This window comes from Candidatus Glassbacteria bacterium (assembly GCA_019456185.1).
Classification (GTDB): Bacteria; Gemmatimonadota; Glassbacteria; order GWA2-58-10; family GWA2-58-10; genus JAJRTS01.
Genome location: VRUH01000020.1, coordinates 47,788 through 66,068, shown reverse-complemented (window position 1 = coordinate 66,068; position 18,281 = coordinate 47,788). Strand labels below are relative to the sequence as shown.

At 57.9% G+C, this 18,281-nt stretch carries 7 protein-coding genes (1 of these 7 running past the window's edge); all 7 read left to right on the top strand.

Annotation, left to right across the window (positions count from 1 at the left end; translation table 11 throughout):
- Positions 1-259 precede the first annotated feature (259 nt).
- The gene (locus FVQ81_09465) at positions 260-2,026 is read left to right on the top strand and encodes a tetratricopeptide repeat protein (protein MBW7996775.1); all 1,767 of its coding nucleotides are present in this window, start codon (positions 260-262) and stop codon (positions 2,024-2,026) included.
- 5 nt (positions 2,027-2,031) lie between these two features.
- On the top strand, positions 2,032-4,341 hold the full coding sequence (locus FVQ81_09460) for a tetratricopeptide repeat protein (protein MBW7996774.1): 2,310 nt from the start codon (positions 2,032-2,034) through the stop codon (positions 4,339-4,341).
- Positions 4,338-6,782, top strand: a complete 2,445-nt coding sequence (locus FVQ81_09455) for a tetratricopeptide repeat protein (protein MBW7996773.1) — start codon at positions 4,338-4,340, stop codon at positions 6,780-6,782. The genes FVQ81_09460 and FVQ81_09455 overlap by 4 nt, the downstream gene beginning before the upstream one ends.
- 234 nt (positions 6,783-7,016) lie before the next feature.
- Entirely contained in the window at positions 7,017-7,451 is a 435-nt protein-coding gene (locus FVQ81_09450) for a hypothetical protein (GenBank protein MBW7996772.1), read from the top strand.
- Positions 7,452-7,573: 122 nt separating this feature from the next.
- Positions 7,574-7,801, top strand: coding sequence for a hypothetical protein (locus FVQ81_09445; protein MBW7996771.1), 228 nt, complete (start codon positions 7,574-7,576; stop codon positions 7,799-7,801).
- A 1,168-nt stretch (positions 7,802-8,969) separates the two neighbouring features.
- On the top strand, positions 8,970-13,601 hold the full coding sequence (locus FVQ81_09440) for a T9SS type A sorting domain-containing protein (GenBank protein ID MBW7996770.1): 4,632 nt from the start codon (positions 8,970-8,972) through the stop codon (positions 13,599-13,601).
- Positions 13,602-14,046: 445 nt separating this feature from the next.
- On the top strand, positions 14,047-18,281 hold the 5' portion of the coding sequence (locus FVQ81_09435) for a T9SS type A sorting domain-containing protein (protein MBW7996769.1). 289 nt of this gene lie beyond the right edge of the window; the window shows 4,235 of its 4,524 coding nt (coding positions 1-4,235); its start codon is at positions 14,047-14,049; its stop codon lies beyond the right edge, outside the window.

The following is an 18,281-nucleotide window of genomic DNA, read 5'->3' as shown; positions in this document are numbered from 1 at the left end:
CCCTGAACTCACTCCGGCTGCGGCTGGAATCTATCTCATCGGCTGGCCGGGGACACAGCTCCGGGGATGCCTCGACTGTCGAGGAACTGCTCGACACAGTCAGCCTGCTCGAACACGAATGCGATAAAGCAGGGATGATCGCCGGTTAAATCCTTGTCAGGCTTGATTCTTGCGTCGGCCAGGGTAACTTGGACTCTACAGTTGCAACCTTAACGGAATCGGCGTCCGGCTTGCCCCGGGTCCCGGCTGAACCCGACTGATGCATCCGACTACCAGCAAACGCGGCGCATATCTATGGCCGCTACTGATCGTAGTGCTGGCCTGCCTGGTTTTCCTGCCCTCGCTGCAGGGCGGCCTCGTGGGCTGGGACGACTGGATTATCACGGACAGTCCGCGCACCCGTGAGTTCTCGGCAGGCAGTATCTTCCGCGCTTTTGTCCCGGAAGACGGGATCGGTTCGAGTTACCAGCCCCTGCGCGCTATCTCGTTCAGCCTGGTTTACGCACTCTCCGGTTCCAGCCCCGCCGGCTATCTGCTCTTCAATCTTTTGCTCTATCTGGTCAATGTTTTCCTGTTCTACAGCTTTGCCGCGCACCTGTCCGGCAAGGCGGACGGCCGGGTGCACCCCGCGGCTGTCGCGGCCGCTTTTCTGTTCGCTGTTCATCCGGTCCATGTGGAGGTCGTGAGCTGGCATCAGGGCAGTAAAATGGCCCTGATGGGGATGTTCTACCTGCTTTCGCTCCTCGGCTATATCCGGTTTCGCTCGGGCGAGGGCGAACGGTACTACTGGTTTTGCCTGGCCGCGTTTGTGGCCTCGCTGCTGACCCAGCCCGCGGCGGTGTCTCTGCCCTTCGTGCTGGTGGCCTACGAACTGACTTTCCGCCCGGCGGCCAAGCGGGAGCATCATTCGGGCGGGATGGCGGCGGTGTTCAGGCTTGCCCCGTTTTTCCTGCCCGCGGCGGCTCTGGCTTTCCATCTCCTGTTCATCTCCACGGTCCGCCTGGGAGCGGGCTCGGGCGGCGATGCGCCGTTGCTGTCCCGGCTGGCTGTTGTGCCCGTGGTGTGGGGGAAATCTCTGCTGAAACTGGCCCTGCCGGTCAATCTCTGCGCCCGCTACCCGCTGGATATTCTTTCAGAGCCGCAAATCGGGCGGATGCTGGCATGGACCATTATCTGCGCCGCCGCTGTCTGGGGAGCGATCAAATTGGCCCCGACACGCAGGGCCGGCTTGTTTGCGCTGCTGTTTTTCGCGGTAACAATCCTGCCCACCAGCGGTCTGGTCGAAACCAGCACGCTGCTTGCCGACCGTTACCTGTACCTGCCGGGGATGGCCGTTTTTCTGGCGGCCGGCTGGGGAATCCAGCGGCTGACTGAAGCAAGCTGCGCGAAAAGCACGCTGCCGCACCCAGGAGTGCCGGGCGCGGCGGTGCTGCTGCTGGCGTTGACTGTCGCGGGTCTGGCCGCGACAGCAGTTAAGCGGCAGGGAGACTGGAGCAGCGGGGTAAGTCTCTGGAGCCGGGTCGTGGATGTCTATCCCGGTCACAGCCTGGGGCATTTCAACCTGGCGGGCGCCTGGAACGCGCGGGGTAACAGTGACCAGGCATTCGAACATTACCGGCGCGCGCTGGAAATCGATCCCGGTTACGGCGACGCTTACGCCAACCTGTCGACCCTGGTGCTGAACCAGGGTCGTACCGGGCTGGCCAGGCAGTTGATCGAAAAAGCGGCGGAGCTCCGTCCCGACCGGGCCGAGGTCTGGATCAAGCACGGGATCGTGATGGCTTCCACCGGAGAGGACTCCACGGCGGAAGCCAGCTTTCTGCGGGCAATCGGGATGGGTACTGAATGGCTGTGGGCCGGTCATTTCAACCTGGGGATGCTCTACGCCGGGCAGGGTGACAGCGGCCGGGCGAGAGAGCATATGCGGCAGGCGCTGGAGTTGGCAACCGCAGCGGGTAAACCCCTGGAAGTGCGGGAAAGTATCCGGGGGGCGCTGGATAACCTCGAGCCTCCGGACGACAGGTAGCAAGCATGCTCGATCCATCACGGAAAACACACCGGAATATCTGGCTGGCGCTGATCATGCTGGCTGCGCTGGCGGTTTATGCCCGGACACTGAATTACGGGCTGGTCAACTGGGACGAGCCGCTGGCGGGGATCCGTCTTTACCAGGAAACTCCCGGCCTCGAAAGCTTTGGGCTGATGCTGAAGCCGCAATTCTCGGCCACCTACCAGCCCGTGCGTGCCGTGGCGAGTGCTTTGCTGGCCCCCTACGGAGCGAAATCGAACTGGGTACCCTACCATGTGGTATCGCTGATTTTTTACCTGGGCACGGCGTTGTTTCTGTATCTTGTTGCCTTTTCCATTCTGCGCCGCCAAAAATCAGTCGGCAGCGAAAGTGAAGCGGCAGCGGCGGCTCTGCTGGCCTCGGCGATCTTTGCTCTTCATCCATCGCACTCCGAAGCCGCGGCCTGGGTCACGGGGCAGAAAGACGTGTTTGTCGGCTTCTTTTATCTCGGCGCGCTCTATTTCTACATCAGGCATGACAAGCTGTCCCCGGCCGATATCCTGCTGAGCATGGTGTTCTGCATACTGGCCCTGGGCTCGAAACCATCCGCTGTGAGCCTCCCGCTGGTGATGATCGCCTATGACCTGACAGTCAGGCGTGCGGGCGATGCGGGTGCGGTACTCCGTCGGCACTGGCCTGTCTATCTGCTGTTCCTGGCTCCCGCGCTGACCGCAGTTTTCTACTTCGTGTCCACCACGGCCCGGGTCGGCGCATTGTGGGCCGGCATGGAAGGCTCAGCCGCCAAAGCCGTAAAATTCCTGGCGGCCTGCGGGTTCAGCTCGATCAAGCTGCTGCTGCCGGTGAACCTCTGCCTGCGCTATCCCGGTTTCGAGATGAGCGCATCCAACCCGCTGATCTACGTTTACTCGACTGCCGGGCTGCTGCTGCTGGGGTGGACTGTCCGCTCGCTAAAGCGCGGCGAGGGTCCGGCGGCGTTCCTGCTGACGTGGTTCGTGGTTGCCCTGGCGCCGAATGCCAACCTGATACGCATTCAGATTGAACGGGCCGACCGCTACTATTACCTTTCTTCGATGGCGTTCGCCGTGCTGGCGGCGTTCGGGGCGATGAAACTTTACTCAATCCAGCGACAGGGCCGGAAGAAACTGCTGAAAAGTACCGTGCTGGCGGCGCTGGTTCTGCTGGGTGCCCTCAGCTGGCGACAGGCGGGCTACTGGAGCGATCCGCTCAGCGCCTGGAGCAGGGTACACGATCTGTACCCGGATATGATTCTCAGCAAACTCGGGCTGGCGTCGAGCCACCTCCGCGGCGGCGATTTCGATGAGGCGCTGAGAATCTACAAGCCGCTGCTCGAGGGGCGCAGGCCCAATTCGGAAGCGATCAAGGGAGCGATTTACATCAGCTCCCGGCGTGGCGAGCAGGACAAAGCTCTGCAGCTGGCGCGGCTGGGCCACGTGCTGGACCCTGTTGAAGAGGATTTCATGGCGACCCTGGCCAGATCGTACCTCCTCGAGGGAGATTCGGCGGCGGCCGGGGGCATAATCGCAGAATGGATGGAGCGCTACCCGTCGGTCATGGGGGCCCGCATGAGCCTGGCGGCGCTCGAGCGCATGAAAGGCAGCCTGGGCGAGGCCGCCGTAATATACCAAAGCCTGATAGAGGATTTCCCGCGGCAGCCTGAACCCTGCACGGCTCTCGCGGAGATACGCATGGAGCAGAGACGGTACGGCGAGGCGGAGATGCTCTACGACAAGGCCCTTGCCACCGGCCGCAAAACCCTGTCGACCAAGCTCCAGCTTGCCGCACTGTACGAGAAACGCGGTGAGGGCCGCAAGGCGCTGGAACTCTATTCCGGCTACGAGATGCAGGAGCTCAGCATGCAGGGGTTGGAATTCATGGGAGCGCATTATTTCTTGCTCGGTGAACACAAGAGAGCCTTCGAGCACTTTCAGCGGATGGCGCTCAAAGATTCAACCCTGCCGCGCGCCTATAGCAATTCGGCCGTGGTCCTGGAGCAGATGGCCCTGGACGAGCAGGCCGATTCGCTCTACCGCCTCGCTATCGAACTGGACAGCACGTACGTGGATGCCTTTTTCAACCGGGGCAACCTGCTCTACAGGCTGGGCCGGCCGGAGGATGCAGCGGCGCATTACAGTCGTGCCGATTCGCTCAGCTCCGGCGCAGACCCGGCGGTGATCAAGGGTTTGATGCAAGCCCAGGCCGCCGCCGGAGATACCGCAGCTGCCAGGATAACCAGGCAGCGGCTGGAGAAAATCTCGTCCGGTCGAACCGGCGGTCCCGGAGGAGCCAATTGAGCAGCCTCGCGAACGACAAAGGCCTGAGCAATCGGCAACACCGGTTATGGCTGTGGATTCTTGCCGCAACCTTCGCGGTTACGGTCGCGGTCTACTGGCAGACATCATCGTTCGGGTTTGTCAATTACGATGACACGGTAATCACCCGCAGCGGCCGGCAGATCGAGCGGGGCCTGTCGCCGGCATCCCTGAAACGGATTTTCACCCCCGTGAACATGGCAACCTACCAGCCTCTCCGCGATCTGGCCGTGGAAGCTGTTTACGAGTTCTCCGGGACCGAACCGGCCGGGTATCACCGGTTCAATCTTATGCTGTACCTGGCCAATCTGGCGGCCGTATGCTGGCTGCTGAACTTACTGCTCGGGCTGTTCGGCGTCGAAGGCTCCGGCAGCAACCGAACGTGGGCGGCCGTGGGCACGGCCCTGTTCGCGCTGCATCCGGTCCATGTGGAAGCGGTCGCCTGGATGAATTCCGGCAAGGAACTGCTGGCCGGGCTGTTTTATTTCCTGGCGCTTGGATTATATATCGGCAGCCGGGGCAGGAGCATATTCAGCGCCGGGTACGCCGCCAGCTGGATTTGTTTCGTGCTGGGGATGCTGGCGAAGCCGAGCGGAGCGGCATTCCCGCTGGTGGTAGCGGCTCTGGAGTTGTCCGCGTGGTCCTCGGGCCGTAAGGCACGGGAAACCGCGGCCCGGATATCGCCGTACCTGGCCCTGTCGGTCCTGGCCGGGTTTTATTTCGCCCTGAGGACAACTGCGGCGATGGACTCCTGGCTGCAGGGAAGCGGCTGGTCGCACATGCTGTCAATGGCCAGTGTGCTGGGCCGTTACGTGCTGAACTTGCTCGTACCGGTCAACCTGTGCCACAGTTATCCTCCGCCGTTCTTTTTCGGCGAGTATGACTGGCGGTTTGGTCTTGACCTGCTGATCGATATCTCGCTGGTTGGGCTGATCTATCTGTTCCATCGGCGGGGCAGGAGCGAGGTGGCGTTCGGACTGGCGTTTTTCCTGCTGAACCTGCTGCCTGTCAGCGGCCTGGTACCGATAGCGATATTCATGGCCGACCGCTATCTCTATATCCCGTCGTTCGGGCTGGTCCTGGCTGCGGTAGCGGGCCTGAGGTGGCTGTGGTCCACCTCGGCGGTCAGCGGCAGGAGAGCGGCTTACGTGGCCGGTGTGGTGGTAATGCTGGCCTGTATGACGGCAATCTCGTACAGCCGTTGCGGTGACTGGAGAAACGCGGTTACGCTCTGGCGTTCAGCCGTGCTGACCCACGGAAACTTCCAGTTCAATCATTACGGTCTCGGTAATGCTTACTATAAAGCGGGAAGGCGGGAGGAAGCACTGGCCGCCTACCGGAACGCCAACCGTTTCCGGGAAAATTTTAGCTGCCTGTATTCAATCGGCAGAATCCAGGATCAACTGGGCGATACGACATCGGCCAGGGTGCATTTCGCACGGGCGGCGGAGATATTCACACCGGACATGACAGGCCAGATGCAGGAGATGGCCCATGTCTATCGCCGCCTGGGCCGTCGCGAGGACCTGGCCGGGCACCTGGTGAACTGGGGGAAAGTCAGCTCAGACGACACGGCCTTTACGCTCAAACTGGCGGATGAACTGGCCGGGCTTGGTTACCCGCAGGGTGCGCTTGAACTGATAACGGCTGCAAGCTCGCCGATCGAGGACAAGCCGGGGTTTTATCTCGCATCCGCGCGTGAATATCTTGAAGCCGGTTTTCCGGAAGTGGCCGCCGGAGTTATCGGGCTCGCCCGCAGGAGCGGGGCGGAAGAAGACAGCACGTTACTGCTTGAGGCCGATCTGGCATTTGCCAGGGGTGAATGGGAGAACTCCGCTGCGCTGTACACCGATATCGGTGAAAGCAGACTCGATCCTCTGCGACTCGAACACCTTGCCGCGGCTAGCCTCCATGGCGGGAATCCCTCGCGGGCGCTGGCCTTGTTCCGCTTGCTCGCCTCCTCCGGCGGGGAGCCTTCGCCCGCCGGGATAAACAATATCGGCGCCGTGCTCGAAGCACTGGACAGCCTGACGGCCGCCGAAGGCCATTTCCGTGAGGCTGTGGCCCTGGACAGCGCCTATGCTGACGCCTGGTACAATCTCGGCAGGGTGCTTGCCGACAGGGGAGAAGTCAGGGAGGCTTTAAACTGCTTTTCCCGTACCCGCAGTCTCGAAGGGCCGGGATTCGATACCGACTTGGCGATCGCCCGGCTGTATTCGAGGCTCGGCAGGCTGGACAGCGCAATGCAGTATTATGCCGCGGCTCTCAGTTTCGGGCCTCGTTCAGCCGAGGGCCTGCTGGAAGCAGCCGATACGGCATGGCGGGCCGGCGAAAGAGCAACAGCCGCGAACTATTACAAGCGTCTCCAAGCGCTGGTTAATCCCGCAAATCTGCCGCCACGGGTTTTGCGCAGAGCGCAATAGCGAATCACGGTCAGTTTCAGTACCTCTTTCCGCTCCGTCAGTTAGCTGAAAAATTAAAGCCCAGCGCCCGGATTTCCGATATCAGAGCTAAGCGCGAAACTGCCTTGAACGGCTGATTCGCGGCTGATGTGGCGGATTTTCCGATCGAGAATCGACCCTTCAAATCCTCCTGGAAGCGATCGATTCGGTAACTCCAGCCACGACAAGCAGTTCCATGTATCAGGGATGATTTCGGTGAGAAAGGGAATTCTCATGGGAACCATGCTTCTCATGCTCGTGGTGGCGGGTTGTCTGCCTTCCATAGCATATCTTTGTTTCCAGGCATTACGCAGGTTCAAGGTCCGTCTTGGCCACGTTCTGCCCGGCGAGGGACTGACGCAGATGGCGCTGGCGACAATTGCGGCATTCTGTTTCGGTACCGGCCTGATTCTGGTTATTCTGCCTTTCATCGGCCAGATTCCCTACTACAAACAGGAAAAGGGATTGATCGTTGCGCTCCTGTTTCTATTGATGGGTGTGCTGGCGTTGCAGGTGATGCAGTTTATCAGGACACAGGTAAGGGCTTTGCATCCTCGCCCCGACAGATCACCCAGGCCCGGATCCCGGCGGCCGCAACGCAGAAAACGTACGGTTGCCAGATCGTATGCAGTTTCCGAAGGCAACAGATGATTTAGTCAGCAGCTTATCGGAAAAGGCTGCCGGATTACGGTGGGCTTGTATTTATGGCCGGACTGGTATTATAATTATGTTACATTGTGAAAAGGACGGGCCGAGCTGACTGGAGGTTGGCCATGGCGGAGCAGTCGATTGACCAGTTGATCGAGCAGTACACCCCCGATGACTACGAGAGCGACGATAGCGGGGAGGATACTTCCCTGGAGAGCTATCTCGAGTCAAAGGAGGATGTCTTCGAGTGGGTCATTCCGCCCGAGCAGTTTGTGGATTTCTGGGTAGCTGCGGTATTTCTGCTAGTCGGAACCTGGCAGATTATCACCATGTTTTTCCTGCTGATCGGCTAGCTTCGCCACGGAGCACCTGTCCAACAAGTGGGCAATACGCCTCCGGCGCCGGTAATACCGGCTTCCAGCCTGAACAATCATTTAGCTCTCAGGCCAGAAATCAGCCCTGCATCCGGGTGAGTTTTCCGCCGGCGGTGACCTGCGCTCATATTGTTGAAGTACGCAGGGCCTTTCTTTTCGTAGTTTCCTTTTCGCTACATGCCCTTGCAGACGACAGCCAGCCGCCTGGCCGTTTGAGGCGCGATGCTGAATCCCGATGTCCCGGGAGAGTCAGCAATGCGATCCGCGCCTGGACCGCCGCCCGATTTCGCACACGCATCTTGAACTGAAAATTAGCAAGCCTTTGTTCCCGGCCAGTTTAGCGATCGAAATTCTGCTGGAATAAAGATTGCTTTTGTTAGTTACGCATTCTTCGCAATGATCTGTAAAGTATTAAATGATAATAATATACGATTCGCTGCCATGTGAAAAACCTGTTCATTATTTTGGCAATGTTAAGATTTCACGCACTGTCAGGCATGAGAAGAGTCGCCAACCGAGCGGAAGAGCTGTTTGGGCATTGATTGATCGCGGGAAATCGAGTCAAAAAGCGCGTAAGACCAAGAATAAATTAAAGTTTAATTTTCCGGTGCCGATTGTTAGATGTGAGGCCAAGTGTAATTAATCCAACGGCAATACCGCTCTGACGTTGATCCGAGGAATGTTTTTTTCTGATTCCGGTCAAGTTGATGTCGGTTTGCCGGTATACCGGGCTTTCTCTCGTGCACGGGGGAGGGGCTGTGTTGTGGATTTGTGCATCAATCGGGAGAAAGTGCGCCTGATTCTGGTAAAAAATTCCCGTTCCGGGGTAAAATAAAAGTCTGCAGAAGCGGAGAATCTGCAACAAATGTGCAGATACTCGGCTTTTTCGGCCCTTGGTCCAGATTTTTTAAAGTTTAAGGAACTCAGGCCGATTAACAAAATAGTATAATGTCTATTGACGTACCTGTTTCGCTTGGCCCAGAACCATACGATAGACTTTAAATTAAAGGAAAAGATAGGGATAATTGACAATCAAGCTCCAAGGAGGATTTATGCTGATTTATTACGACTCGAGGTAGTAGCAAGAAATGCTAGTTTCCAGGAGGGAAACTATTTTTTAGAGTCAACTATTCTCAAGGAGAGAAAAATGAAATACGTGCTTAAGGTGACAGTTGCTATCACCTTACTGCCTCTTCTGATTGCAGTCTCATATTTGCCGAGTTATGCGCAGAACACCGCGCCGGTGCCGACTACGTTCGAGATCCTGAGCCCGTCGGACAGCAGTGAGGTGTGGTTGCGTAATGTGAATTATACTGTCGCTGGAAATCAGAATCTCAGGATATTCTACGGTGGTGATTTCGCAAACAGTGCATCGCACGACGATGGCACCGGTTTTACCGGGTGGCAAGATGTTGATGGTAACGGAGTCTTGGCCTATCTCACTGAAGTTGAGCCTTTTGAGTACCATGGTAATGCTCCCAGTGGACGCCTGACTTTGGGCGGAATGCGCCAGGGTACGATTATTACAAGACCATGGTTGGCTTCTGTTGCTAATATGCCTGGTGCTTATTCCTCAAATCCCGCTGCCGCAGGAGATTTGGATGAGTTCGATGCTGATGACGTCTATGATGGTGGCATAGCGGTTAATGCTTCGGTTCCTTGGTATAGAGGGGGAAATGGTTTTATCGCAGTAAACGAGGAGGATTCATTAGTAATAAGGCTTACGGGATACGTGGATCCGAACAACACTGATATTGCAGGGACTCCCGCTACAGGTGGTGATTATCCTGGAGCCAAGTTTAAGTCAACGTCCTACGCGTTCGATATAGCAAATCCGCTAAACGACTCGGCTAACGGTGTGCGTTTCGGCGTTGTGCCCAGTTCGCTGCCGGCAGGGGCGAATTTCAATGGCAACCTGTTCGTATGGTCACCCAATTTCATCCAGGGTGACGGTGCCTATGACAACAGTGTCCGTAACGGAGTTTTCTTTGTTGACGCCAACATCTCCAACGGCTCTACGGCTTCTTCGATTACGCCGGATACGGTGGCTGACGGTTCTGGTAACGTGGGTATAGGCTCTGGTGAATTGGCGGACAGTCTCTATGTAGTTTACTTTACAGCTACTGATGACGGTATTCCTCCGATGACCGGCATGGACTCTCTGTTCATCCTGGTCAACGACTCGATCGCCAATCCGCCTCCGGCGTTCACCAGGCATGAGGTCGTGCGCCCGTCGGGTACGGTACAGAACTACACTATCTCGGTTGACTCGGCTCTGCACTACAGCGAAGGCGACAGCATTCAGATCACTTTCTACGCTTCCGACCAGGACAGCGCAAGGGGTGGCGGGAACAACCAGGTCATCGATTTCGAGGTTCTCGACTGGTCCGATTTCCTGCATGATGTCACCAGCGCGGTCGACTCACTGGCTCTCCGCGTGGATACGATCAAGACCAACAGCATCGTGGTGGGACTGAAAGTCCGCCTGCAGGTGGCCTACAATATCGCCGACACCGTGGGCGCCGGTGATCCTGACACGATGGAACTAGAGGTCCGGGTTAACGATGCGAGCAGCAATGCGGATACCTCGCTGGTCCGGTTCGTGATCGCGAATATCAACCGGCCTCCGATCTGGGATCCGGATACCTCCAGCAGGCCGAGAGACAGCACGCTGACTTATGCTTTCGATCCGGCGGCAGTCGATGCCGACAGCGTACCTCCATTCACTCCGCTTGCCGTGACCAATGGGATTGTGGACACGCTGTACTTCTCGGCTTATGTCTACGACCCCGATCCTCTGATCGGCGATTCGCTGGGACCGGGAGTGACTTTCGCCACGACCTCGTCGCTGGGTAACGTTTTCACTCAGAACGGTCTGCTGGAGATCAACCTCACGTTCGAGGACACTGTCAGCTTCGATTACCCGATCAGCGTGACCGATACCGATCTTACCGATCCACAGACTGCGTTGGCTAACCTGGTTCTCAGAGTGGCCCCGGAGCCGGATGTCGGTGAGATCTATCCTCTCACCGGTTATCCCGGTCAGGATATTACCATCTTCGGAGCCGGATTCGGTCTGCTGGATATTGTCAGCAATACGCCCAGCCGGGTTATCTTCCGCAACCGCAACAGCAATGGAATTGCGCAGAATCTCCGTGCAACTGTCAATTCCTGGAGCCGGGACCGGATTAACGTTGCCATTCCGCCCGGCGCGACCCCGTCCAGCTATACCAGTCCTCCGGTCGTCATGGTGATCCCGGATACGATCGAGGTGTACAGTTCCGTGTTCAACACTCCGACTTTATATCCATACGTGATCACAGCCGCGGATACCAACACGGTGTTCAACATGGAAGTCACCAACATCACTTCGACTTCGGCGACAATCACGTGGCGCACTGCCTTCAGCGGTGGAGACAGCATTGTTGTCGCCACCTTCGCGGATACCCTGGAGATCGAGGATGAAACAGGTATTCTCCCGATACCCGAGTATTCGGACGAAGCAGGTACGGGCGTTTTCTACCCGGTGTTCGTAATCCAGAACCCCGACGGAACGGCTTCGGACATTCGGTCCACCGTCGATACCTATGTAGGGGCTAGCCAGAGTACCGACCAGATCCACACGGTGCTGTTGGAAAACCTGGTGCCCGCAACGAATTACCTCTTCTTCCTGGCCATGGACAATCGTATCTTCTTCGGCGATAGTTCCGGGACTCTGAACGGTCCCTACACACCGGCCAAGATCAACCGTGACTTTTCCGGTAATACCTCTATCGGCGCGTTCAAGTTCGATACATCTCCGGCGCAGAACAGCAGCGGCGAAGCCTTCGCTATCGGTGGAAAAGTGTTCACCGCCACGACTTCAGGCTTTGGCGCCCTGGTAACAGTCATGATCGTCGACAAGGACAACCTGGCCGATACCACTCTGCCGTTGAACGCCACTGTCGGCAGCGACAGTTCCTGGGTCCTGAACCTTGGTGATGCGGTTACCGATACCACCGGTGTTGCCGACCGTCAATACCAGCACAAGGAAGGCGACTACCTGATCGTGACGATCACCGCCGACAAGGACGCCGGGTACACCAAGTTCGTCAGGGCCCGTGCCGCGACTCATCCTCAGGAAATCAATCAGACTGCCGATGGTACTTTGCTGAGTCCTGTCGTGGACTACGATCTCCGTCTGAGGGTCGGCTTGAACCTGATCGGTATCCCGGTCAACCTGTTCACCTCGGAGCCGCAGACGGCTAAGGAACTCCTCGGCGTGATCTCAGGCGGTAGTCCGTCGATCACCAGGTACGTGACCGCAACGTCCACGCTGGAGTCCATTATCCGTACTATCTCCGCTGGCGCCGACCCGTTCATCGGCGCCGCCGACTGGAACCTGGCTAATTCCGACGGCAATTACTACGATGCTTACTTCGTCTCTGTCGACGGACTTGAGTACGTCAGCCTCAGCGGCAACATCTACGGGGCGGAACTCGATCCGATGGTATTCGAATCCGCCGGCTTGTGGTGGATCGCGCGTCCGGCGCAGAGTTCGGACCTGTTCTACGCCTGGAGCGCCAGGTCGATGCTGGCCAATATCGCGAACTCCAATGAAATCTTCCGCTACAACGAAGATCTTCAGGGCTACGAGCAAGCGTTTATCGCCGCAGGCACCGGCCAGTTCATCGGCACCGATTTCCATATCGACGCCAGTGAGGGATACATCCTGCAGACCTCGGCGGCGAGCCAGTGGGATATCAATACGCCGGTAGGCGTGCTGCTGGCCAACACCAGCCAGAAGTTCGGCAACATCACCGGCGTGGCTCCTTCGCTTACTCTCGATGTGAGTGGGTCCTCGGTGGCCGGTTCGGTGAGCAACGTGCGTCTCAGCGACCTCACGAGCAGCGCGGCCAGGGTAACCTGGATCGGCAACAGCAACGTGGCTGCCCAGATCCGCTACGGTAAAGCCAGCCAGGGTCTGACCCACTTCGTCGATTACTTACCGGGCGACTTCAGCGGCGGCGCCGGCTCGCAGGTGATTCTCGGTCTGGAACCTGAGACCGAATACATCTACGAGATCGTCTCCAACGGCGTTACCTACAATGACAACGGCAAGCCTTTCGCCTTCACGACCAGCAAGATCGGCATCGGTCTGCCTTACACCGTCTACGGCCGCATGGTCGATGAGAGCGGTGAGCCCCTGGCCGGCGCCCTGGTCTATCTCGAGGCCAAGCGCGATGACATAGTCAGCAAGGTTATCGCCGGTATTACCGACGAGGAAGGCTTCTGGAACGTGAACCTGGCCAACCTGAAACTGGCCGACGGTGGAGTGTATGAGTGGAAAGCCGGTGACGAGCTGCGTGTGAGCGCGGTATTCGGCAGTGCCTCCACCTCGTTCCGCACCCTGGTGACCGGAAACAGCCCGCAGAACGTGGTGCGTGTCTCCGATACCGACGGTGCCGCGTCCCAGGATAAGGACCAGGTGGCTCGCGTGGCTCTGCCCAAGGTGGCCGCTCTGGTTCAGAACTATCCGAACCCGTTCAACCCGTCGACAACTATCGCCTACGACATTCCCGACAGCGAGACCAGCGGTGTCAAGGTCCAGCTCAGGGTCTTCAATGTCCGCGGTCAGGTAGTCAAGACGCTGGTTGATGCGGTCAAGGACGCCGGGCACTACGTTGTCCAGTGGGACGGCAACAACGACACAGGCGAATCGGTCTCCTCCGGCGTGTACTTCTACCGGATCAAGGCCGGCAACTTCGTGTCAACCCGTAAGATGGTGCTGCTCAAGTAAGTAACAGCAGCATTCAGCAAGTAAGTTAAAGGCCGGCCGGGGCGCCATGCTCCGGCCGGCTTTTTATTTTGCCCTGTCCTCTGTTTCCTCCCCCGCCCCGGCACATTATTCCATCCAATCCAGGCCAGACTAACCGGCAATGTATCGGAGTGAGCTTTTCTCTCATCATGATTCAACTCCGGCCGATACACGGCAAAATATGCCTATTAAAGCATAAAAAATGAAAAATTGTCACGGCAAAATATACCTTTTCTTTGAAATTACCACATTGGCCAGCCCGGTTATAGTCCGTAAGGCAATGAAAAATAGCAACATAGATGAATTAGCAAATTGCTGGCATGCATGTTGCCCAACACACGGGGCGGAGAAGTATAAGCGGATATATACAGGATACCGATAAATCATTGGTTTAATGGAGTGAACCATCCCTCTCAAGGAGAGAGCCATGCTGCTTCGATCCAGACAGGCGATTGTTTTCGCACTCGCCATCACCGCCACGCTCTGGGCAACCGGATTGAGGGCCCAGAACACCGCGCCGGTTCCCACCACGTTTTCGATCATATCTCCATATGATGGGAACGCGGCCGCATTGATCAATTCAGACTACGGCGGGGCGGTCGCCGATCCCAACACGCGTGTGTTTTACGGCGGCGACTTCGCATACACAGGAGATGACAACGCTCGGGGCTTCAACGGCTACCTGGTCGGCGGAAATATCGAAACCGACCGGAAGGCCCGCGGCAACCCGACCGCCAGCCGCCTGACCCTGGGTGGCACCGAGTCGGGGGCCGATCCGGCCTATCCTACTGAGGGCAGGGCCAGCATAGTCAACCTCGGCTCCTGGTACGCTGCGGTCTACAGTTTTGATTCGGACGATGTGGGAGGTGATACGCAGACTTATCCGAACTATCAGGGCGCAAACGGATTTGTCTCAATTAACGAGGGCGACACTCTGGAAATCCAGATCACCGGTTTTATCGATCCCAACAACCAGATGGTGGGCGGCGAGGTACCGGGTGCAACCGATGGTATCTATCCGGGCTCAAAGTTCAAGAGCCAGAACGGCGACGGGATCTCCGGTAACAACCGTGACGACAACATCCTGCGCTACGAAATAGACAATAAGCCGGCAGGAGCTACTTTTACAGCCACCGGCCTGTTCCGCTGGGTGCCCAGTTTCGTGCAGGGCGACGGCGGCACAGACGATTCGCAGCATGGCGGTTACTGGTTCGTGGATGCCAATATCTCCGACGGCAGCACCTCGAGTGAAACCGTAAACGGCGACGAGGCGAGCGTGGGGGTTGGCCTGGGTGAGCTGAAAGACAGCCTGTACGTGGTGTATTTCAGGGCTGTCGACGATTCCAACCAGGGCAACAGCGAGGGCCTCGACAGCCTGTTTATCCTGGTTAACGATTCACTGCCCAATCCACCTCCGGCGTTTACCAGGAGAACTATCCTGTATATCAACTCCCAGGACCAGCAGACTACCAATACCTTTAATTTCGACAGCAGTACAGACACCGCGTTGAGTGTCTACGAGGGCGACAGCGTCGTGATAACTTACTACGCCTCCGACCAGGACAGCGCCCAGGGAGAGGTGAACGACGTGATCGCTTTCGGTATGCTCTGGGGCGACAGCCTGCGCGGCGTGGCCAAAGGCGATAGCGCCACCGGCAATCTGGCCGGCTTCAACCAGTTTATCGCCCGCAGCGGGTCGGTCGACACCCTGGTGGCCGATACCTCCTCGACCGAGACGGGCGGGACCGCAACCAGTTTCCGGATCCGTCTGCAGATACCTTTCAGCCTGGCCACGGCTGCCGAGAAAGCGGATACCCTGGTTGTGATGGTCAGCGATGGTACTTCGCTCGTGGCCGACACCATGGCCCTGACAGTGCACAACACGAACCGGCCGCCGATCTGGGATCTGGATATCACCAGCACCCCCTCGGACAGCGCGCTGGCGTTTAGCAATGCGCCTGAATCCGCCGAGCCGGACAGTGTACAGGCGGTAAGCTCGATAACGGTCAACAACAACCAGGCTGACAGCACATATTTCAGCAGCTATGTTTACGATCCAGACTTTCTGGTTGGCGACTCGGTCGGTTATCCGCTTACTTTCACGGCCAGCGGCAACCATCCAGGCACGCTCAATTCGACCACGGGCCTCAATGTCTGGACTCCGAGCGAGACGGACACTGTTACCTACAGCTGGACCATCACCGCCACCGACGCGGACACGATCGATCCTAAAGCCACCGCCAACCCGATCAAGTTCCGGGTAGCTCCGGCTCCGACTATTACGCGCGTGGAACCCGCTTACGGTTCGATAAATACGGAGTTCGTGATTTACGGCAGCGGGTTCGGGCTTTACGATCAGGCCGAGGAAGATACGAGCCGGGTACAGTTCTACGCATACTCCAACGGTAGCCGCCAGAATATCGATGCGAACATTATTTCCTGGTCGAAAACCAGGATTGTAGCCTCGGTGCCATCAGGAGTGCCGCCATCAGGATTGGATAACACGTTAAGTTATCTCGTTCCGGATACGATTATCGTGCGTAGCGCGATCTACGGCGGTTTCGATACCTATCCGTTCGTGGTCGTACTCGATTCGGCAGGTGTGGAGAACCTCGAAATCACCAGTGTAACGGCCACCAGCGCCATCATCCGCTATCGCTCAAACTACACGGGTACCGACAGTGTTGTAGTGGCCGCATCCAGCGATACACTTGACATTCACCCCGGCGGCAGCAGCTGGAGCGTGCCGGTATTTGTCGAATACAGCGGCGGCATGTCGAGCCTGGTGAGCACCGTGCAGGTCTTTTATGACCAGACCTCCGGCAGCGACGGGGTCCATGTAATCCAGCTCGAAGACCTTGCGCCGGGAACGCTCTACCGGTTCTTTATCGCCACGACAGAGGGGATCTATATCGCCGATACACTGAGTAATGTGGATGGGCCTTATGCTCCGCAGAAGATAAATTTGAGCGACGTGACGCAGAACAGCAATCTTTCTGCCTTCCGGTTCCGTACCCTGGCCTCTACGGCGGGCACCGGCGATCTGTTTACCGTTACCGGCAATGCGTACTACTGGAACGGAGCCGCCGAAGATGCCGCCGTGACTCTGAAAGTGGTCAGCGCCGCCAGCATATCGGATACCTCGTTGCCGATCACCTCGACAGTTGGCAGCGACAGCACCTGGCTGCTTGAACTGGGCAACCTGAAAAACTCGGACGGGACAAACTTCTCGCACGCCGAGGGTGATTACCTGCTCTTCGAGTTCGACGGTTCCGAAATGGGTTTCGAGCAGTACGACACGGTCAGGGCGGCCGCCGGAGCCAGTCCCATGACGATCAATGCCGTCAAATTGCTGCCGCTGGCGGAGTACAACCTGGAGCTCAAGACAGGTCTGAACCTGATTGGACTGCCGGTCAAGCTGCTCAAGGGCGAAATTTCCACCGCCGAGGATCTGCTTGATGAAATCGTTGGCGGCTCCCCGTCGATCACCCGCTATATCACCGCCACCAGTACTCAGGAGACCATTACGCGCTCGATCCAGGGTAATTATTACGGCGCAGATGATTTCACGCTCGAGGCCCAGGAGGGGTATTTCGTCAAGGTCAGCAGCACCACGGATATCGAACTGACAGGACGGGTTTATTCCTCAGTCCTGCCTGTCGTGGATTTCGCCGGGGCCGGCATATATTTCTTGACCATGCCCGCCATGGATAACGATCTGTTCTACTCCTGGGACGCAAACCAGATCCTGACAAATATCGCGGAAGTCAGCGCGATTTACAGGTTCAACGCACAATTGCAGAGTTACGAGCAGTATATCCGTAACGGCGCCAGTTTTGCGGGCTTCAATTTCGATTTCTCAGTCGGCGAGGCCTATATTTTCGAAGTCACCGCGGCCGGCAGCTGGGATCCCAACGGTCCGGTGCTGCTGCTGGCTTCCACTACCGACCAGCCGGCAGACGGGACGTCGCCGGCGGGGATAGTGGTCAATCCGTCACCCAGCAGCCAGATATCCGCGTTCGCCACGGTCAGCAACCTCAGCAGCAGCGCCGCTACCGTGGCCTGGACTACCGGCAGCGCGGCAACCGGTAAGCTGGTGGTCACCGCGCTCGAAGACGGCACATCGCGCGTGTTCCTGCCTCAGTCGGCTGCCGTGCCCGGACAGGTAAGCATCGTCCAGGTCACCGGCCTGGAGCCCGGCAAGCAGTACAGCTGGCGCGTGGAGGGAGCGGCCGAGGAGCTGAGCGGCAAGTTTACTGCCACGCCGGTTGGAATAGGCATGAATCCTTATACGCTCTACGGACGCCTGGTCGATGAGTCCGGACAGCCGCAGACCGGCGTGTTCATCACCGTGCAGGTGGTGCGCGACGAGTTGGAAAGCGGCCGGTTGAGCGCATTGACGGATAAGGACGGTTTCTGGGTGGTCAACCTGGGTAATCTCAAGGACGCCGCCACGGGCGAGGTGTTCGTGTGGAAGGAAGGCGACGAGATCAGGATGAACGCTATCGGCAATGGCTGGAGCAGCAGTTTCGGCTCCACTGTCGGACCGGCCAGTCCGTTTAACTTTGCCAGCAACATGACCGCCGGCGACGATCTGGACACTGATGTCAACGGCAGCGGCAACCCGGTGGGTCCGAGTCTGCCCAAGGCCTTCAGCCTGGC